Source organism: Streptomyces sp. NPDC097640 (assembly GCF_040302705.1).
In the GTDB taxonomy this organism is placed as follows: domain Bacteria; phylum Actinomycetota; class Actinomycetes; order Streptomycetales; family Streptomycetaceae; genus Streptomyces.
The window spans coordinates 23,028-41,535 of sequence record NZ_JBEOSB010000049.1 but is presented as its reverse complement, the minus strand read 5'-3'; the positions used below and the strand labels follow the sequence as shown (position 1 = coordinate 41,535).

Below are 18,508 nucleotides of genomic sequence, written 5' to 3'. Positions count from 1 at the left end.
ATGTCAGACGCCATGGACGCCCTCATACGGGATCTCTCCGACAGCGACCGCACCGTTCGGAGGGCCGCGGAGGACGGTCTGGTCGCGCTCGGAGCGCGGAGCGTCGACCGGCTCCTGCCGTACGTCCGCGACACGCGACGGGGCAGCCCGAGATTCAGCGCCGTGTCCGTCCTGGAGCGGTTGGGTGACCAGGCGCTGCCGCGCCTTCGGGAGATCCGGCGTCAGGGTCCTGGGCGGCTGCGCGGCAAGGCCCTGGAGACGCTGGTCGACCTGGGCGGCGCGCAGGCGCTCGACGAGACCGACCGGAGTGCCGTGGAACGCCTCATGCGGATCAAGCTCCTCGACGAACTCCCGGTGAGTCTCCCCTTGGACGCCGGTCGCTGGCTGGCCTTTCCCGCGGACCGGTTCGACGACGCCGTAGCCGTCCTCGGCCTGCACGACCTTCGGCCGGTCACCACCGTGCTGGGCGTGGACGCCACCACCCGGGCCGACGACTCCATGGATTTCCAGGATGCCCAGGGTGAGCAGCAGAGGGCCTACCGGGTCTTCATCACCCCGGAGTTCGACAGCTGGCGCTACGTGTCCGGACCGCACAACAAATGGCGCATGGTGTGGGGGAACGCATTCCTGGACGAACTCGACGGCTTCACACTGGCCGACGAGCTCAGCAAGCGCTGTGGGGAGGCCCACTTCTACTGCATCGACCCCTACCACTCCGCCGAGAACTGGTACGTCGCCCGCGACGGCCGAACAGTGCGGAGCTACGGCACCTACGCGTGCCCGGAGTTCGTGGGGGAACCACTGCCCTTCGAGATCAGCTACATCGAAGACGCCAAGGAGGAGGGCGGCGACAAGGAATGGGCCGAAGGCGTCATCTGGGCGGGCACGGCGGCGAGCAACCTGTCGGTCGAACCCGGCCCCATGTCCGCGGAGGACACCCACGGCCACGGCTGGCTCGCCACCACCCACCCCGACGTGCCCACCTCCCGCTTCAAGGGGGCGCTGCCCGTCTGACACCCGCATAGGTGCGGCGACCGGGCGGGCGAGCGGTCGTGGCTAGAGTCACCCGTATGGATCAAGAGGAACTCCTGACGGAGCTCGGGCAGGCCCGCGACAAGGAGAGCCGGGAGCGCCTCATCGGCCGCCTGACCGAACGTGGCGAGACCGCGGTGCCGGCGCTGCTGGCGGTGCTGCCCAAAGCGGTCCCTTCCTCGCGCGAGGTGGTGAAGGAGGCGCTGTGGCGGATCGGCCCGCCCGCGTTCGACGCGGCGCTCGCCGCGCTGGCCGCGGACGAGAAGGGCCGAGGCTCACGCGAACTGGGACGGCTGGTCCGCGCCTTCGACGAGCGCTGCCTCACGCGCTACATCGCGGCGCTGGAGCACCCGAGCGAGACCATCCAGCAGGAGGGGCTGAGCGGCCTGGAGCACCTGGGCGCGGCGGCGATCTCCGCCGTCAGGGCCGTGCTGCCCTTCCTGGGGACGGGCGGTCACACCCGGTTCACCCAGTTCAAGGCGGAGGGGGCCCTCCAGGCCATCGGCCCGGCCGCGCTCCCGGAACTGCGCGGCATCCGCCGCAACGGACCGGGCCCGCTGCGCCGCCACGCGCTGACGGCCCTGACCCTCCTCGGCGGCGAGTCCGTGCTCGACGAACAGGACAGGCGGGCGCTTGAGCGGCTGGCCCGTATCAAGACGTCCGGGCCCGGCGCCGACGACGCCGAACCCCTCTCCGAGCACTGGTGGTTCGCCGTGCCCGGCGACACGTACGAGGGCCTGTTCACGGCCCTCGGCCTGCACGACCGGCGGCCGTGCACGCTGAGCATGGGCAACTCCGCGACACAGCGGGGCGATACGGCCGTCGTATCCCGCCCGGATGGGGCGCGGCGCACCGCGTACCGCGTGTTCGTGACCCCCGAACTGGACGGCTGGAGGCTGGTCTACGCGGACACTCCGCTGGGGGAGGGACAGTGGGGCCTCACCGAACTCGCGGCGATCAGCGCGGAGTGCGGCCATGCCCAGATGTTCTTCCAAGAGGACAACATGGACGCGATGACCTGGGCGGTCGCGGAGAACGGCACGGTGCGTCGCGCCTATGAGCGCTACGCGGAGCCCGAGTGGACGGGGGACCCGATGCCCTGGGAGACGCCCATCACCGAGGACCCGGACTACGACCCGGACTACGAGGTGCCCGGCGCGTCCGCAGAGACCGAGGTGGAGGGCGCCGCGAAGGCGTTGTCGCTCTACCCGCCGGACATCGGCCCCGGAACCACGGTCCGGGGCCACGGGTGGCTGGCGGTGACGGAGGAGGGCGTCGGGCACGGCCCGTTCGCCGGTGCGCTCCGGTTCTGAGGGGCGGCCATGGGGTGGCGGCTGTGGGGCGGCGGCCGTGGGGCGCCCGGACTCAGCCGGGAAAGGTGCGGGCGAACCCGGCCAGATTGGTCGGGCAGGACCATATCTCCCGCGTCATCCGGCCCTCGTACCAGGACTGAGCCCCTTCCTCGTCGGGCCAGTTCTCCTCGTCGGCCAGGGCCGCGTCATGGTCGGCGTCCCGCTCCGGGTGGGCCAGCATCTCCAGGACGTACCGGAAGTTGTCCAGCTCCTCATCGAGCGGCGCGTCGTCACAGGGATGTTCTTCATGCGCACAGGACGCCTGCCCGAGAGCCCGCTCGACCGCGCCCATCGCCTCCAGCACCCGGGCCTCGGCCGCGGCGTCCGGGCGGGCGTAGATCACGTACGGGCCTGTCAGCACCAGCCCGAGCGTCCACAGCGCCGTGTCCGGCGTCGGCGTGCCGGCCGCCACGCTCGCCTCGAGATTCGTCGCGCACTTCAGCACCGTGCCCGGCGCATCGCCAAGGTAGTAGCCGTGCCGGATCTCGTCCCACGCGCCGATCAGGTCGTCCCACTCTTCAGGGGTGAGCCTGTCGTCGTCGCGCCGTTCCTGGGCTGTCTCCGCATTGGTCACGGTCCGAGGATGACATGAGGGTCCGACAGCGAGGCCCCCCTCACCCCCGTACCGCCCGCGCGCGGTGTCGGCGTACCGCGTCGCGGTTGGCGCACCGCTGCGAGCAGTAGCGCTGCCGTCCCGTGCGGGAGGTGTCGGCGAAGATCGTGGTGCACTCGGTCACGGCACACCGTCGGAGCCGGTGCATGCCACGTCCCGCCAGGTGGAGCGCGGTGCCGACGGAGATCAGCGAGAACAGCAGGGAGCCGAGCGGCTGCTGGTCGTCGCGATAGTGCAGGTGCCAGCCGTCGCCACCGTGGTCGGTCAGCCGCGGGTGGGCGGCGGCGGCCGCCAGCATCCGGTTGACCAACTCGGCGCGCGTACGCCCGTCGGTAGCGTCGACGGCCTCCTCCCACGCGTCCAGCGCCGCCAGCGCATGGTCCAAGTCCTCTGGTGCGACCGGGCGTTCCAGCACCAGACCGGCGGCGCGGCAGCGGTCCGCGAGCTCCTCGGCGCTCGCCGGGCGCCGGTTGGCCAGATCCGCGGCCAGGTTGACGGCGTCCTCGCCGTAAGGGTTGAGGTGCATCAGTTCATTACAGCAGTCTGGCCGGCAGGACGCACGACGCCGGAGACTCTGGGCGGTGACTTCTTCAACCCGTCCTCAGAGGCGGACGACCGAGTCAACGCCTCCTGCCGACCGGCAGGACATCCAGCCCCTCGACATCGTCCAACGCGGCTCGCGCCGCCGCGGCAAACTCGCTCAAGCGCTCCGACAGCCGACCCACCTCCACGGCATGGCGCTCCAGGAAGCGGGCGTTGCCGTCCTCGGTGTCCGCCGGGGAGTCAAGCAATGCGAGAAGGGTCGTCTCCGTGGACCGAAGCGCTCTGTAGACGCTTCGAGCGGCCTGCTCCACGGTCTCCGGCCCTTCGACCGCCAGGTTGGCCCAGGCAGCCTGAGCCAGCGCCAGCTGGACATCAGCCTGTTGCAGTCTGCGAACGATTTCTTCTGTATCTCTTTCGCCTACGAACGCGCGCCCGGCCGTCTTCAGCGCGTTCTGTGACTCACTGGCTGGAGCGAGGAAGGCGCTGTAGGCATCACGGCGCACCTGCCTGCGCCAGTGTGCGTGCTCGGCCCTGGCCTGTGCTCGCACCTGCTGACGCGTTGACCAACCAGTGATCGCCGACGCGAGGACGGTGCCTGTTACGCCGATCGACGCCCCGAGCAATGCTGCTATTCCCTGGTCCACGGTGATGTGTCTACCGCACCTGTCGACGGCCGTGGGCGGGAACGTCGTTCAGGTGGGCAGTTGCCAACTCGGCCCGTCCGGGACTTCGAGCCAGACGGTCTGCGTCTCGTCGGTGACGGTCATCCCCAAGGCGGACTGGTCGGGTGATCCGGCCTTCTGCCATGTCCCCAGGGCCGCTTCGACCTGGTCCCACAGGCGCAGCGGGCCATGCTGGTGAACGGTCCAACCGTCTTGGTCCACTTCCGTCCACGCCTGGGATCCGGTGGCCACGTCGGCGAGGACCACGTCGTTGTCCCCGGAGGTCCAGAACTCTGCTGAGGGCGCGGACAGCTGGGCGATGAAGTGTCCCGTCCAGTCGTGGAGAAGCCCAGGATCAATACGGCTGGGGCGGGTCTGACCAGGAAGTCGGTGGAACACGGGCCGGGGCGGACGCTCGTGGGGGCGGGCCAGCATGTACGAGACGGTGTCCCCGGTGAAGCGGCCGGTCGCGGTGCCGCTCTCGTCGAGGGTGAGACGGATGAGGCCGGAGGCGATCATCCAGCCGCTGAGGGTGGTGGTGATGTGCCCGCCGTCGCGGACTTGCCACAGCCAGGGACGGGGAATGTGCCGGACGGCGCAGGTTGCCACGACGGCGTCGTACTCGGCGCCCTCGCTGTGTCCCTGGAGGCCGTCGCCGGTGACCAGGGTAGGGGAGTAGCCGATCGCGTGGAGGCGATCGGCGGCCCTTTCGGCCAGGGCGGGGTCGTATTCGATCGACGTGACGTTCGCATCGCCCAGGCGGTGGCAGAGGATCGCGGTCGAGTAGCCGGTGCCCGTGCCGATCTCGAGCACCTTGTCCCCCTCCCGGATCCCCGCCACTTCGAGTGTCCGTACCACCAGAGACGGCAGGGTGGCGGAAGACGTGGGTCGGCCGACCACCGGCCCGGGGGCGTCGGCGGCGGCGGTGCCGTCCACCTGGGTGACCCATGTGGTGTCGGAACAGGCCAGGCGTAGCCACTCCTCCTCGCCGAGCTCGGCGAGGTTGACGGGTTCCCACGTGGCGCCGTTGGGCCGGTAGAGCTCCGTCCCCAGGAAGAGCTCCCGGGGGACGGCCTCGATGGCCGCCCGCCATGCGGGGTCGGTCATGCGGCCGCTTTCGCTGATCTGGTCGGCGAGGGCGCGGCGGAGTCGGGCTGCGTCAGCGGGCATGGGGTTGTCCTGAGTGATGGAGTTGATCGGCGAGGGCATTGGTGATGCGGGCGGTGATGGGATCGGGGAACCAGGCCCACTGACCGTTGGGATTGCATTCATACATCCACCAGCGGCCGTGACGGTCCACACCGAAGTCAAAGGCGCCGAAGACCAAGCCGAACGCGTCGAGATAGGTCCGGGCTCCCTTGGCCACTTCCGGCGGCGTCTCGATCAGGGCGTACGAGAGCGCGTCGTAGTGCCGTCGCCAGTCCAGCCCCGGCGATCCGTCGATGCGCACGGCGAAGAAATGGTCTCCCACGACTGTCAGGCGGACGTCGGCCACTTTGTCCAGGCGTGGTTGGAAGACGTGCACGGTCCGCGTCACGCCGGTGTCGATGTCCGCGGGGTCCACTTCCTCCACCCACACCGTGAGCGCGCGGTGGCCTTCGCCGCGGTAGTCGCTGTTCCGTACCGGCTTGTAGACCACCGGTGCGTGCTCCGCCGCGAACTGCCTGGCACGCTCGGCGTCGTTGGTGATGAGAGTCGGCAGCACCGCCAGCCCGCACCGCGTGGCGGTGGCGAGCTGAGCGGGCTTGTATTCGGCCGCGCGGTTGCGCCAGGGATGGTTCACGTAGTGCGCGCCGGGTAGCGCCCCGAGCAGTCCGCCCAGGCCGTAGCGGGCCTGCTCGGCGCACCAGCGCGCATCCTGAGCGCTCAGATCCCCGGCAGCGGTATAGGGACTGGGGCGTCGCCAGTAGACCGAACGGATCCGTCGGAGGTCGGCGAAGCGGGAAGGGGTGCGGAGGCTGCCGCTCAGGCCGTGACTGTCCACGTAGGCGCTCACTGCCACGGTTGTGGGGAAGTCGCCGGGATCCAACCGCACGACCGGGACCCGTCGGGCGTTCAGCTGCTCGATGACCAGATCGGCGGTGGTGTCGTCCACCTTGGTGACGAGAAGCACGGCCGGCTCGCGGTCGGCTTCACCCATCAGTCGGTCTCCTGGTCGCTTCCCTCGTCCGTGTTGCCGTCCAGACTTGTCTTCGGCCTCGTCTCCTTGGCCGTTGACGGCTTCTTGTGTTTGCCCGTCACCGGTACAACGGTGCCGTCCGCGTCGAGCCACTGGCCGATCTGCGTCTTTGGGTCGAGCACGGTCGTGGCGTGGGGGAGTCGTTCTGCCGGTGGAAAGGGCCTCATCCGAGTCAACCCCCATGGGGCTGGGCCGTGATCACTCACGTGCAACCGCCTCGTAGTGTTTGCGTTGGTACTCAGAGTGCCGTCTGTTCGGGGGGCGCCTGATAGAGGGCGCAGAGGGCATGGCTCGGGTGCGGGGTGCGCCCTTGGCGCGCCCGTGGGGTGCGTTGGGGTTGGCGATCGGCATGCCATCGCATAATTCGCGCTTGATCACGTATTACGGGATCCACTTGGGCCGCCGCCCGGACGAGCACACCATGCACGCCACTTTGGCGGTGCCCTCGCACGTCACGCATCCCGCGAATCCCCCGCAGTCGGGACAGTTGACGTCGCCCCAGCCCGCGCAATAGCCGCAGTACCGCCGGTGGCCGTGGGTCGAGCGCTGCCCTGAGGTCTTCGGCCGTCGTCTGTCCGAGGAGTGCTCCTTGGGGGCTTCTGCTGCGGATGCCTCGTCTGACGACGTACGCGAGACTCTGGGCCGCTTGTGGGCGGACGCCGATGATGTGCACGAGGCGCAGGGGTGACGTTCCGCCTGTGGCCGACCAGCCGATGCTCAGCACCTCGACACCGGCGAGGTCTAACGCGGATTGGAGTTCGCGGGCGGCTTTCTCGGCGTCGACGGCGGGGTCTTCTGGGTCCGTCACCAGTTGGTCCCCGCCCGTTCGTGTGCGAAGTGCGGGACGTACGGGGGCGCCGGGTCGGTGCCGTGCATGAGGGGGATCGTCCACCCGAACGGAATACGGGGCAGCCCGAAGCGGATCTGTTCCGCGTACGACATGAGGTGCGGCATGGGGTCGGGTTCGGCGCTGCGCGGCGGGGGCTGGACGGGAATCGGGTGTTGTTCGGGGGCGGGGGTGCGGGGGCCGAACAGGGCCTTTTTCACCCGTCCGAGTGATCGTGATACGAATTGCATTGTCGGTCTGCTCCAGTCAGATTGGCCATGCCCCCCCGCGATCGTTGCAGCAGTCAACGGCTGAGCGAACGGTTCCTGTCTCATGTCCATTGCGCCTCGGTGGCCTGCGTCTCCGGGCACCGTCGGGCGGAGCCGGCCGACGGTGCCGGGGGATGACCCCTGCGTGGCTGAAAAGACAGGTGCAGATGCGGACGACGCTCGTGCATGGGATGAGCGGCTGGGCTGGGCGTTCGGGCTGACAGCAGATGATCCGGCTGCGAGGAGTGCGGCACGCGCTGGCCGTCGTCCTCGACCTGACCGTGTGCGCGGGGGCGGACCGACGGCGCACCCCGCGCTATGGCGACCTGGCGCAACCTCGCGGTCGGCGCCCTGCGACTGAACGGCGCGAAGAACATCGCCTCCGGCCGACCCCTCACGCTCCTCGGCCTCGCCTGAGCACGAAGTGGACGTCACTCGACTACGCCGAAGCCCTGAGGGCTGTCGCAGAATAACTTCAGGCCTTGACCTTGGTCAGGCGGGCCGTCTCGCGAGGTCACCGAGTGGAACGGCGCTTCAGCGTGCGTGAGTTGTTTTCCGACGGCTCCCTGGGCCGCTCAGGGGTCGACCGGGGCCGGCGCATGCGTTCTCGGCGTTCTCTCAGGCCGAGAACGAGAGGTAACGCCGCCTCAGATGGTCGGGGTGTCGTCAACAACCGGCCTGTGAATCTCAACGACCGGCTTCCACCCCGCGGAGAACTCGATGAAGTCCGCACGGGTGGGGTAGGTGTCGACCGCGCGACGGTCACGCTTGGGGCTGTCGCCCGCCTTGCGCCCCCGGGGAATCTGCTCCTCGAAGATGTCGACCTTCACGTCGGGAACCTCCTTGAGGCCCTGGCGCCAGATCTGCACGACGTCGGCGCCGAAGGCCTGCCGGGCCGCAGCGTAAAGGGCCGTGAGGGCCCCCTTGTCCCCACCAGGGACGAAAAGTGCCAGGTCCAGCACGACACCGGCGGACTGGAGAACCTCGATGGTCGCCGAGCCGTTCTCGTCGGCCAAGTAGATTCCGGCTTCATTCTCGTCGTCGGGAAGGCAGGTGACCTCTTCCTGGAATACGGTTCTCGCCGTGATCGAGCCGCCCTCGAAATCCTCACCGGACTTGGTCAGAAAAGCAGGGACATAGCAGTTGGGAAGCTTGAATTCTGCCGTGTCGGCGGAAACGAAGAGCCTGTCCTTCACGCCGAGCTTCGTCACCTCTTCCAGTGAGAGGCGGCGAGCGGCGATCTTCTCCGTGTTCACGATTTCCCTTTCAGGTTGCACTGTCCCTTCGAACAAGGACGCTACCACGAAACCCTGAGGTCAACTGCCCGGTAATCTCTGGGTAAATGGCCTCCGATGACCTGCACGGGAGGACGCCGAGGCGAGTGCCACTCGGTCGGGAACGCGCATCCGCCAGGTAGTGTCCCTCGTCATGCTGTTGGGGATCAACTGGCGGTTGCATTTCGGTGCGTTGGGTAGCGCGGAGGAACTAAAAGAGAGTTTACGGTAGATATCGCCCGTATCGCCTTCGGGGAGGTGGCGGCGCGGTAAGGCGATCCATTCGTCGTGCATCTCGAAGAGCGCAGAAGAGCGCAGCGGAAACCAACCGGATGGTCCGACAACGCAACAACGGAGACCCCCACCGGCAACATCTGGATGGAGCGCGAACCGGAAGTCGCGTACTACCGCGTCCTCGTCGGTCTGTTGGAACGCCTCGCGCAGGTCCGGACCCGCGGGATCCGCGGGGAGTACGGCACCCTCTCGTGACGCTCCTGGCACTGACGGCCTGCGCGGTCCTCGCCGGAGCGCGATCCCTGCTCGTGGTGAGTGAACGGGTGGCCGACGCACCGCCGGCCCTGACGCCCGCCTATGTGGCCCCGGAGCAGATCCGGGGGCTGGAGAGCTCACCCGCCACCGATCTGTGGGGACTTGGAGCCACCCTCTTCTACGCCGCCGAGGCATCGGCGGCCTTCGGCGGGCCGAGCCCGACGGCGGCCATGGCCGCCGTGCTGACCGACCCGCCGCTCACCCCGCGACGCGCGGGGTCACTGGGGCCGCTGCTCATCGGCCTGCTCGCGAAGGATCCTGGGGACAGGCCGGCACCGGCACGGATTCGCTCCGATCTCTCGCAGCTGACCTTGCGTATCTGACGCGGTTGCCCACGCGTCGGCCGCGTCGGCACAGCAGGAACAAGACCCCCGCGACGAGCAGATACGCGGGCACGAGCAGCACCGCGTCGGGGCTCGTCCGGCTCGCCGACCAGCCCGCGCCGCGCCGGTCGCCCTCCAGCGCGACGCGGTTGACCGTGAGAAAGGTCAAGTGTGTGCCGATGGCGGCCCAGAGCGGGGACTGGCCGACCGCGGTCCGGGCCGCGACGAGGGTCAGCCCGAAGATGGGGAGCAGGATCAGATAGGAGGCCGCGTCCTGTCCCGGTGGCACGATGCCGACGGGGGCGGGCTCGGCGCCGGCCAACCACGCTGTCGCCGCGTACGCCACGGTCGACGCGCCCGGCACGAGCAGGAAGACGGCCGTCGTGCCGAGCGCCGAGGCCGTGCCGCCGAACCGTTCGCGCAGGGCGGTCCAGGCGTAGCCGCGCAGCGTGGTCTCTTCGGGCAGGGCTTCGAGCAGCAGCGCGATCACCGCGTTGGTTATCAGGAAGCCGACGAGCGGCACGGGGTCCGGGCGCGACCAGCGCAGCAGGCCCCCGGCCGTCCCGGCGCCGAGGACGAGCGCCGCCGAGGCCGCCGTCACGGCCACGCCGGTGAGAAACGCCCGCAGCCCGGCCCTGGCACCGCCGAGGCCCAGGGCCTTGAGCGATGCGCCGCGCCGCCGTACCGCGAGAGTTACGGGGACGACCGCCAGCGCGCTGACCAGAACGGCCGGGACCAACCGGGCCGCGGTCCCGGTGAGCCCGGCCCGTTCCGCGGCGGCCGAGCCCGCGGCCGTACCGACGCCCAGCGCGGCGGCCATGAGCAGGCCGCCGGCGAGGGCCCTGGCCAGGGCGCTGGATCGGGAAGGGGCGGCGCTTCCGCCCGGGTGCTGCCGCGTCATTCGTCCGTCCTGGCTGAGCTGGTGATCGGTTCGCCGTGCTTCTGCCAGTCTCGGTTCCGTTTCGGCCCCGGACCTCGTGACCGCTGATGAGACGCGCCTACATCCTTCGAGGTATTCCGGATCGGAGGTGTTCCGGGTCAGCGGACCTTGTCGAAGAAGCGGCGGAGGTCGGCGGCCACGTCGTCGGGCCGCTCCATGGCCACGAAGTGGTGGCCGCCCGGGTTGTCGGTGGGCCAGTGGACGATGGTGTTGTGCCGTTCGGCGAGCCGGCGGATCCCGGGGGCGCCGCTGTAGACGCCGGTGGGCGCGGCCTTCTGGCCCTCCGGCCAGCCGAAGCCCGTGCTGTCGTACATGGGCCAGGAGGAGGAACCGAAGGTGTCGGTGAGCCAGTAGAGGGTCGTGTTGGTGAGGAGCAGGTCGCGGTCGATCAACTCCTCGGGGAGTTTGTCGGCGACGGTGAACTCCTTGAACTTCTGCGTCATCCAGGCCAGCGCGGCGACGGGGGAGTCGTGCCAGCCGTAGGCGAAGGTCTGCGCGGCGGCGCGCAGCAGCGCGTGGTGGGGGACGCCGTTCATCCAGTCCGCCTGCTGGAGTTGCTCGAAGGCGGCGCGTTCGTCGTCGGTCAGCTCGGAGACGTCGGCCTCCGTGGGGAGGCCGAGGCCCGCGATGATGTAGACGCCGACCACGTGGTCCGGCGCCGCTTTGGCCATGTCGGGGGCGATGTACGCGCCGAGGTCCCCGCCCTGGGTGCCGTAGCGGTCGTAGCCGAGGCGCCGCAGCAGCTGGGTCCAGAGCCCCGCCACCCGGGTGGCGGTCCAGCCGGTCTCGCGGGGCGGCGCGGAGAAGCCGAAGCCGGGCGGGGACGGGACGACGACGTGGAAGGCCTGGGACGGGTCGCCGCCGTGTGCGCGAGGGTCGGTGAGGCGGTCGATGAGGTCGGCGAACTCGATGAAGGAGTTCGGCCAGCCGTGGTTGAGGACCAGCGGCAGGGCGTCGGGTTCGGGCGAGCGTACGTGCAGGAAGTGGATGTCCTGTCCGTCGATCTCGGTCATGAACTGCGGGAACTCATTCAGCCGCGCCTCGTGCCGACGCCAGTCGTAGCCGTCTCCCCAGTAGTCGGCCAGCTCCTTGAGGTGAGCCAGGGGCACGCCACGGCTCCAGCCCTCGCCGGGCAGCCCGCGCGTCCAGCGGGTACGGGCGAGGCGTTCGCGCAGCTCGTCCAGGTCGGCCTGGGGGATGTCGATGCGGAAGGGGCGAATGGGGTGGAGGTCGTCGCTCATGGCGGTGCTGATTCCTCTTCTGGAAGGGGCTTGCGGTCGCTGCGACGACTGTAGGAGTGATCTAGGTCGGATCCTGGCCTAGATGGCCGGGCATCATGGACGCCATGAGCACCCCATCGGCCCGGCTGCTGTCCCTGTTGTCCCTGCTTCAGACCCCGCGCGAATGGCCCGGCAGCGAGCTCGCGGATCGGCTGGGGGTCAGCCCTCGCACGGTCCGCCGGGACGTCGACCGGCTGCGCGAGCTGGGATATCCGGTGGAGGCGACGATGGGGGCCACCGGGGGATACCGGCTCGCCGCGGGCAAGGCCATGCCGCCGCTGCTGCTGGACGACGAGGAGGCGGTGGCCATCGCGGTCGCGCTGAGCACGGCGGTCGGCAAGCCGGTGAGCGGTATCGAGCAGGCGTCCCTGCGCGCCCTGGCCAAGCTGGAGCAGGTGCTGCCGTCCCGGCTGCGGCACCGGGTCGGGGCCTTCCGGACCGCGACGGAGTCGCTCTTCACCGGGAGCGCCTCGCCCGTCGACCCCCATGAACTCGCGGTGGCCGCCGCGGCCGTGGCCGGCCACGAACGGCTGCGATTCGCCTACCAGGCGGGGGACGGTGGCCGGACCCGGCGGCTCGTCGAGCCGCACCGGCTGGTGCTGGCCGGCCGCCGCTGGTATCTGCTGGCGTACGACACCGAGCGCGACGACTGGAGGATCTTCCGCGTCGACCGGATGGCCCGCCTCCAGCCCACCGGCGTACGCGTCCCGCCCCGCGATCTGCCGGAGAAGGACGCGGCCGCCTTCGTCACCCGCAGGCTGTACTCCCTCGCGCCGACCTACGAGGTGCGGGCCACGGTGGGTCTGCCGGCCGATCAGGCGGCGGAGCGGCTCGGGGCGGCGCCGGGCGAGGTGCGGCCGATCGACGAGAACAGCTGTGAACTGCGCGGACGCGCCGACACGTTGGAGTGGCTGGCGTCCCGGCTGCTCATGCTGGGCTGCGAGTTCCAGGTGCATGAGCCCCCGGAGCTGCTGGCTCATCTGCGTACGGTCGGGGCCCGTGCGCTCCGGGCCGCCGGTGCCGCGGATGTCAGGCGGTGATCTCCACGTACATCGCCCTGAGCTCGTGGGTCGCGGCCCACAGATCACCCAGGTCGGGGTCTTCGATGGCGTCCTCCCAGAAGAGGTACATCTGATCCGACCGAGTCCAGGCCGCCATGTCGGCGATCTGCGTGAACGTCGAGGGAGCGAAGCGCGGGAGCACGTCCTCGCCATCCGTGTGGGAGTCGTCGCCGCGCAGTCCCCGCCCCGCCCAGAGGGTCAGCCAGGCCGCCGCCGCGTAGGCCGACTGGGATATCACGTGGAAGTCCGGATCCTGGTCCTCGGAATAGGACAGCCCCACGGTGGTCAGGTGCTCATGGATGGCGTCGGCGTCCACCTGCTCCCCGGCGGCTGCCGCGCGCAGCCCCCGCACCGCTTCCTGATTCGACATCACCGGATCATCGCTGAGCTCGCCGTCCTCACCTTCGATACGACCGAGCAGCGGGGCGATCAGTCCGTAAAGCACGGCGACTCGCTCACGCGGGTCCAGGCCCTCGGCGAACTTGTCGAGAGCCAGCAGCAGTTCGGAGTATTCCGCATCCGTCATACGAGCATGGGTAGCACGGGTCACGGACATCTCCGTCCGGAGCGATGCCGATGCCGATGCCCGATGCCCGATGCCCGATGCCCGATGCCCGGGGCCCGGCAGAGGGCTGCCGGGCCCCGGGGGTGGGGGCAGTGGTCAGGAGCGGCGGGCGAGCAGCACCCGGTGCATCGGGGTGTCGAGCAGGCCGATCCGGCGCAGCCCCGCGTCCGCCAGCCACTGGTCGTAGTCCTGGACGGTGAAGGCGTCGCCGCCGCCGGTGGCCAGCATCGACGCGGCGAACAGCCGGAAGAACCTGTTCTGGACCGAGCCCTTCCCGTTCTCCTCGTCGACGATGTGGTCGGCGATCGCGATCACTCCGTCCTCGGTGAGCCCCTTGGTCGCCTTCAGCAGCAGCTCACGGGCCGACTCGGGGGTCTGGAGGTGGAAGATGTTGACGAACAGCGCGAGGTCGGTGCCGTTGCCCCAGTCCTCGCTCCAGAAGTCCACGACCTCGCCCCGGAACCGCTCGGCGACCCCCAGCTGTGCGGCCTGCCGGGCGGCGATCGGGATGATCCGCTCGGCGTCCAGGCCGCGCGCGGTCAGCTCGGGGAACTCGCGCAGCAGCAGGTGGCTGTAGATGCCGGTGCCGCAGCCGACGTCAAGGAGGGTCGCGGAGCGGCCGGTGCTCCAGCCGAGGTCCCGCAGGGCGTCGGCGAGCGCCCGGGTGATCGGCGGGGCCCAGAAGCTGATGCCGCGGACCAGCGAGGTGTAGTCCTCTTCCGATATCTGGTTGAGCTGCTGCGCGCCGTCGGCGGACCGGGCGCCGGAGCGGACGTTCTCGGCGAGGTGGCGCCAGGCGTTCCAGGCGACGTTGCGGTCGTGGCCGATCTTCCCGGCGAGGCTGAACAGCCCGTCGGCGGCGAAGACGCCGTGCAGTTCGGGCGGGAGGGTGTAGACGGCCTGGCCGTCCGCTCCTCTGGTGCGTTCGACCACGTCGTACGCGTAGAGGCCGTCCAGCAGGACGCGGGTGGCCCGCAGGTCCGTGTCGAGGATCTCGGCGAGCTGGGCGGCGGTGGCCGGGCCGACGGTGAGGGCGGCGAAGGCGCCGAGGTCCTGGGCGGCCTCGATGACGCCTGGCGCCCAGATGCCGATCAGATGCTCGTACAGCCGGTGGGCGGCCCGCACCTCGCCGTCCACGGTCTGCGGGAAGGCGGTGGTGTCGACGAGCGGGGTGAGGTTGGCGGACGCGGTCGTGGCGGGGAGGGTCATGAGGCCGGCTCCTTGGCGGGGCGAGTGAGGACAGGGGTGTGGTGGGCGGTGGCGCGGCGGGCCTCCGGCGGGCGTGTCACAGGACGATCCCGCCGTCGATCTGGAGCACGGATCCGGTGATGTACGCGGACCTGTCGGAGGCCAGGAAGGACACGGCCTCCGCGACCTCCTCCGCGGTGCCGAACCGGCCCAGCGGGATGGCCGCCACGGCGCGGTCCCGCCGGCTGCCGCTGAGGGCGCCGGTCATATCGGTGTCGATCATTCCGGGGGCCACGGCGTTGGCGCGGATGCCGTAGCGGCCGACCTCCTTGGCCAGCGCCCGGGTCATGGCGACCATCCCGGCCTTGGAGGCCGAGTAGTTGCCCTGGCCCGGGTTGCCGTAGACCCCGGACACCGACGAGAGGGTGATGATGGCGCCCGACCTGCGCTTGACCATCGGGAACAGCACGGCCCGGCAGACGTGGGCCGCGCCGTCCAGGTTGGTGGAGACGACCGCGTGCCAGTCCTGGTCGGACATCATCAGCATCGGCTTGTCGCGGGTGATGCCCGCGCTGGCCACGGCGACGGCGATCGGGCCCAGCTCGCGCTCGGTGCGTGTGACCCATGCGCGTACGGCCTCGCCGTCGGAGATGTCCAGGCGCTGGGCGAGCGAGCCGACCCCCAGCTCGGCGAGTTCCTTGCCGAGCTGCCGGGCCGCCTCCTCGTCCGAGCGGTAGCAGAAGCTGATCGCGTAGCCGTCCCGGGCCAGCCGCAGCGCGGCCGCCCGGCCGATGCCCCGGGAGCCGCCGCTGACCAGCGCGACCGGAGCCATCGGCCGTTCTATGGGGCTCATCGGGCACCGCCCAGCAGCCGCAGCACCCCGCAGGCCACCAGGCCCTCGCGGTCCACCGAGGTGATCACGGCCGCCCGGCCCGCCGAGGCCGGGTCCTCGGCCGCCGCGACCAGGACGGCGGCGAGCTGGAACGCGGCCTGGGCGGAGGCCGTGTCGCCGATGAGCTCGTGGCACACCAGGCGGCCGGCTGCCTCCTGCCCGAACAGCTCGGTGAGCAGCGCCCGTTCCGCGTCTCCCGCGGCGCCGGTCAGCCCGCCGCCGGCCGCCGCCCACACCTCGCCCGGCTCGACGCCGGACTCGGTGAGGGCGTGGCGCACGCTCTCCCGCAGGGTGCCGGGGAGGTCGCCGGTGACGTCCACCCGTACGTCGATCGCCAGGAGTTCGGCGAGCGCCTGACGATCCTCGGGGAGGGCGTCGGCGGGCTCGACCAGCAGCACCGCGCAGCCCTCCCCCAGCGGCGCGGCCTGATCCTCGTCCGCGCCCCGGCTGTGCCGCTCCATCCAGGAGCGGGTCCCGGAGTACTCCTCCATCGCCCCGACCAGCGCCCGCTCGGCCCGGCCCGCGGCCAGCAGCCGGCGGGCGTAGGCGAGGGCGAGCAGGGCGGCGGGGCGGCCGCCGGCCAGGGTGGTGTTGGGGCCCTTGAGGCCGAAGCGGATGGCGCTGGCCCCGGCCGAGCTGTTCATCAGGGTGTTGGGCATCAGCTGGGCCGGCACGTCGTAGGGCTTTTCCCCGACGAACGAGGCCCGGCTGAAGTTGTGCTGTCCGGCCGCGCCGCCCCAGGTGGTGCCGAGGACGAGCGCGGTCCCGGCCCCGCGGGTCACCGGGCGCTCGTCGGCCTCGGCCTCCGCGAACAGCTCGCGTACGGCGGTGACGGCGAGCCCCATGCCGCGGTCCATGGTGCGGGTGCCCGCCCGGCCCAGGACCGTACGGAGGTCGAAGCCGGGCACCAGGCAGGCGGTGGCGTCGGGCGTCTGCCAGGCGTCCGGGTCCGGGGCGGCCGCGGTGGGGCGGCGCGCGGCGATCCCCGCCGCGTACGCCTCCCGCCCCAGCCCGTACGGGGAGACCGCCGACCAGGCGGTGATGACGGCGCGGCCGGTACGGGCGGGCGGCCGGTCGTCGGGCCGGCCGGCGGGGGTGACCTCCGTGAGGTGTGCGGGGGTCATCGCTGGTCCTCCTCGTAGCGGCCGAGGACGACGGAGGCGTTGTTGCCGCCGAAGGCCAGGCCGTTGTTGACCACGATCCGCAGGGGCGCCGCGACGGCCTGGTTGGGCACGCAGTCGATGCCGCACTCGGGATCGGTGGAGCGGTGGTTGACGGTGGGCGGGATGAAGCCGTGGGCCAGGGCGACGGCCGAGGCCGCGGCGCCCAGGGCGCTGGCCGCGCCCATGGAGTGGCCGAGCATGGACTTCAGGGCCACGGTGCGCGGCGGCCGGTCGCCGAACAGCTCGCGGATCGCGCGGGTCTCGGTGATGTCGTTGGTCTTGGTGCCCGTGCCGTGCGCGGACACCAGATCGACCTCCTCCGGCTTGATCCCGGCGTCGGCGAGCGCGAGGCCCATGCAGCGGGCGACGCTCTCCTGGTCGGGCGCGGTCGGGTGGTGGGCGTCGCAGTTGAGGCCGTAGCCCAGCAGCTCGGCGTAGATCCGGGCGCCGCGCGCCAGGGCCGACTCCAGGGGCTCCAGCAGCAGCACACCGGCGCCCTCGGCGGTCAGCAGCCCCTCGCGGTGGGCGTCGAACGGCCGGCACCGGTCGGAGGCGACCAGGCCGAGCCGGGAGAAGCCGGCGAAGGTACGGCGGGCCAGCGCGTCCGACCCGCCGACCAGCGCGTAGTCGGCCTCGCCGGAGCGTACGGCGTCGAAGCCGTCGCCGATGGCGTAGTTGCCGGCCGCGCAGGCGGTGCCGAGCACGGACGGCACCGCCCGCGGCAGCCGCAGTTCACGGACGACGGCGAGGGCCAGCCGGTGGGCCGGCAGCCGCCGCACCGCGGTCGGGGACAGGCCCTCGGTGCCGACCTCCAGCTCGGACTCGACGAGCCGGTCGAGCTCGCGGGCCTCGCCGTCGGTGGTGCCGATGGTGACCAGGCCGCGCCCGCCGCGCAGTTCGTCGAGGCCGAGCCCGGCGTCCCGGACCGCCAGCCGGGTGGCGGCGACGGAGAACTGGGCGGCCCGGCCGAGTTCCTCGAGCGGGGTGTGGTGGATCCACTCGGCCGGGTCGAAGCCCCTGACCTCGTGGGCCAGTTGGCGGCGGAAGCCGGTGGCGTCGAAGAGAGTGATCTCTCCGGCGCCGCACCGGCCTTCGCGCAGCCCCCTGGTGAACTCGGTGACGCCATTGCCGATGCTGGACAGGACCCCGAGCCCGGTCAGCACGACTCGCCGGGCGGTCATCGCGACTCGGCCCGGGAGAGCACCTCGAGGACCGCCTCGAAGTGGATCATATTTTCCAGTTCGTCCTGCTCGATGGTGACGCCGAAGGCCACCTCCAGGGCGGACAGCATCTCGATCGCGCACAGCGAGTCGGCCCCGTACTCGTCCACGAACAGCCCGGTGCGGGTCAGCTCCTCGCCGTCCAGGTCGAGGGAGTTGGCGAGGATCTCACGGACCTTGTCCTCGGTGGCGGTGTCGATGGTGATGGCGCTCATGGCGAATTCCTCCGTTGGGAAAATGAGTGGTGCGGCGGTGCGGCGGTGCGGTGGGGGGTTGGGGGGTTGGGCGGTGCGCGGTGGCAGTTGTCGGTTTCAGCGGTCGGGCCGCCTGGCTCAGACCGCGTCGATCAGGCTCTTCGGGCGCAGATCGGTCCAGGTGCGCTCGACGTAGGCCAGGGCCTCCTCACGGCTGGTCTCGGCGAGTACCGCCGTCCAGCCGGCCGGGACCTCGGCGAACGCGGGCCACAGGGAGTGCTGGCCCTCGTGGTTGACCAGGACCAGAAAGGTTCCGGTCTCGTCGTCGAAGGGGTTTGTCATATCCGGGTGTTGTCCTCTCTCGTGTTCCTTTTCCGGCATGG

At 70.8% G+C, this 18,508-nt stretch carries 22 protein-coding genes; 5 read left to right on the top strand and 17 right to left on the bottom strand.

From position 1 onward, the window contains the following. Complete coding sequence (locus ABTY62_RS45495; protein ID WP_352135279.1) at positions 1–1,014, top strand: HEAT repeat domain-containing protein; 1,014 nt, start codon at positions 1–3, stop codon at positions 1,012–1,014. Positions 1,015–1,070: 56 nt separating this feature from the next. Beyond that, entirely contained in the window at positions 1,071–2,345 is a 1,275-nt protein-coding gene (locus ABTY62_RS45490; RefSeq protein ID WP_352135278.1) for a hypothetical protein, read from the top strand. Between the two features lie 52 nt (positions 2,346–2,397). Here ABTY62_RS45490 and ABTY62_RS45485 read toward each other — a convergent pair whose 3' ends face one another. From ABTY62_RS45485 to ABTY62_RS45450, 8 genes are all read right to left on the bottom strand, one after another. Then, complete coding sequence (locus tag ABTY62_RS45485; protein WP_352135277.1) at positions 2,398–2,958, bottom strand: hypothetical protein; 561 nt, start codon at positions 2,956–2,958, stop codon at positions 2,398–2,400. A gap of 40 nt (positions 2,959–2,998) precedes the next feature. Further along, positions 2,999–3,523, bottom strand: coding sequence for a CGNR zinc finger domain-containing protein (locus ABTY62_RS45480; protein ID WP_352135276.1), 525 nt, complete (start codon positions 3,521–3,523; stop codon positions 2,999–3,001). Positions 3,524–3,617: 94 nt separating this feature from the next. Beyond that, positions 3,618–4,184 (bottom strand): hypothetical protein, encoded by a 567-nt coding sequence (locus ABTY62_RS45475; protein ID WP_352135275.1) that lies wholly within the window; start codon positions 4,182–4,184, stop codon positions 3,618–3,620. A 48-nt stretch (positions 4,185–4,232) separates the two neighbouring features. Continuing rightward, a complete protein-coding gene (gene tgmC / locus ABTY62_RS45470; protein ID WP_352135274.1) occupies positions 4,233–5,372 on the bottom strand; it encodes an ATP-grasp peptide maturase system methyltransferase in 1,140 nt (379 codons plus the stop codon). Beyond that, entirely contained in the window at positions 5,362–6,342 is a 981-nt protein-coding gene (gene tgmB, locus ABTY62_RS45465) for an ATP-grasp ribosomal peptide maturase (RefSeq protein ID WP_352135273.1), read from the bottom strand. The genes tgmC and tgmB overlap by 11 nt, the downstream gene beginning before the upstream one ends. Continuing rightward, entirely contained in the window at positions 6,342–6,737 is a 396-nt protein-coding gene (tgmA, locus tag ABTY62_RS45460; protein WP_352135272.1) for a putative ATP-grasp-modified RiPP, read from the bottom strand. Before tgmA ends, tgmB begins: the two co-directional genes overlap by 1 nt. Before the next feature lie 448 nt (positions 6,738–7,185). Continuing rightward, positions 7,186–7,428: a hypothetical protein gene (locus ABTY62_RS45455; RefSeq protein WP_352135271.1), complete on the bottom strand. Its 243-nt coding sequence runs from the start codon at positions 7,426–7,428 to the stop codon at positions 7,186–7,188. Positions 7,429–8,123: 695 nt separating this feature from the next. Continuing rightward, a complete protein-coding gene (locus ABTY62_RS45450; protein ID WP_352135270.1) occupies positions 8,124–8,732 on the bottom strand; it encodes a hypothetical protein in 609 nt (202 codons plus the stop codon). Positions 8,733–9,038: 306 nt separating this feature from the next. Here ABTY62_RS45450 and ABTY62_RS45445 point away from each other — a divergent pair, with 306 nt between their 5' ends. Together ABTY62_RS45445 and ABTY62_RS45440 are read left to right on the top strand one after the other, a co-directional pair. Next, complete coding sequence (locus tag ABTY62_RS45445; protein ID WP_352135269.1) at positions 9,039–9,239, top strand: hypothetical protein; 201 nt, start codon at positions 9,039–9,041, stop codon at positions 9,237–9,239. Then, positions 9,236–9,622: a protein kinase family protein gene (locus ABTY62_RS45440; protein ID WP_352135268.1), complete on the top strand. Its 387-nt coding sequence runs from the start codon at positions 9,236–9,238 to the stop codon at positions 9,620–9,622. Before ABTY62_RS45445 ends, ABTY62_RS45440 begins: the two co-directional genes overlap by 4 nt. Here the strand turns inward: ABTY62_RS45440 and ABTY62_RS45435 are convergent. Further along, positions 9,534–10,523, bottom strand: a complete 990-nt coding sequence (locus ABTY62_RS45435) for a CPBP family glutamic-type intramembrane protease (RefSeq protein ID WP_352135267.1) — start codon at positions 10,521–10,523, stop codon at positions 9,534–9,536. The genes ABTY62_RS45440 and ABTY62_RS45435 overlap by 89 nt on opposite strands. A gap of 137 nt (positions 10,524–10,660) precedes the next feature. Next, positions 10,661–11,803, bottom strand: a complete 1,143-nt coding sequence (locus tag ABTY62_RS45430) for an epoxide hydrolase family protein (protein ID WP_352135266.1) — start codon at positions 11,801–11,803, stop codon at positions 10,661–10,663. Between the two features lie 104 nt (positions 11,804–11,907). Here ABTY62_RS45430 and ABTY62_RS45425 point away from each other — a divergent pair, with 104 nt between their 5' ends. Next, positions 11,908–12,882, top strand: a complete 975-nt coding sequence (locus tag ABTY62_RS45425) for a helix-turn-helix transcriptional regulator (protein ID WP_352135265.1) — start codon at positions 11,908–11,910, stop codon at positions 12,880–12,882. On the opposite strand, the gene ABTY62_RS45420 is transcribed toward ABTY62_RS45425, so the two are convergent. The 7 genes from ABTY62_RS45420 to ABTY62_RS45390 form a co-directional block, all read right to left on the bottom strand. After that, on the bottom strand, positions 12,872–13,429 hold the full coding sequence (locus ABTY62_RS45420; RefSeq protein WP_352135264.1) for a hypothetical protein: 558 nt from the start codon (positions 13,427–13,429) through the stop codon (positions 12,872–12,874). The two genes, ABTY62_RS45425 and ABTY62_RS45420, sit on opposite strands and share 11 nt — an antisense overlap. A 135-nt stretch (positions 13,430–13,564) precedes the next feature. Beyond that, positions 13,565–14,677, bottom strand: a complete 1,113-nt coding sequence (locus ABTY62_RS45415) for a methyltransferase (RefSeq protein ID WP_352135263.1) — start codon at positions 14,675–14,677, stop codon at positions 13,565–13,567. Positions 14,678–14,753: 76 nt separating this feature from the next. Continuing rightward, positions 14,754–15,509: a 3-oxoacyl-ACP reductase FabG gene (gene fabG / locus ABTY62_RS45410; protein ID WP_352135262.1), complete on the bottom strand. Its 756-nt coding sequence runs from the start codon at positions 15,507–15,509 to the stop codon at positions 14,754–14,756. Then, positions 15,506–16,672 (bottom strand): beta-ketoacyl synthase N-terminal-like domain-containing protein, encoded by a 1,167-nt coding sequence (locus ABTY62_RS45405; RefSeq protein WP_352135261.1) that lies wholly within the window; start codon positions 16,670–16,672, stop codon positions 15,506–15,508. Before ABTY62_RS45405 ends, fabG begins: the two co-directional genes overlap by 4 nt. Next, the gene (locus ABTY62_RS45400; protein ID WP_352135260.1) at positions 16,669–17,892 is read right to left on the bottom strand and encodes a beta-ketoacyl-[acyl-carrier-protein] synthase family protein; all 1,224 of its coding nucleotides are present in this window, start codon (positions 17,890–17,892) and stop codon (positions 16,669–16,671) included. Before ABTY62_RS45400 ends, ABTY62_RS45405 begins: the two co-directional genes overlap by 4 nt. Then, a complete protein-coding gene (locus ABTY62_RS45395; protein WP_311730754.1) occupies positions 17,889–18,146 on the bottom strand; it encodes an acyl carrier protein in 258 nt (85 codons plus the stop codon). Before ABTY62_RS45395 ends, ABTY62_RS45400 begins: the two co-directional genes overlap by 4 nt. Before the next feature lie 117 nt (positions 18,147–18,263). Next, positions 18,264–18,467 (bottom strand): MbtH family protein, encoded by a 204-nt coding sequence (locus tag ABTY62_RS45390; protein WP_311730753.1) that lies wholly within the window; start codon positions 18,465–18,467, stop codon positions 18,264–18,266. Between the last annotated feature and the right edge of the window lie 41 nt (positions 18,468–18,508).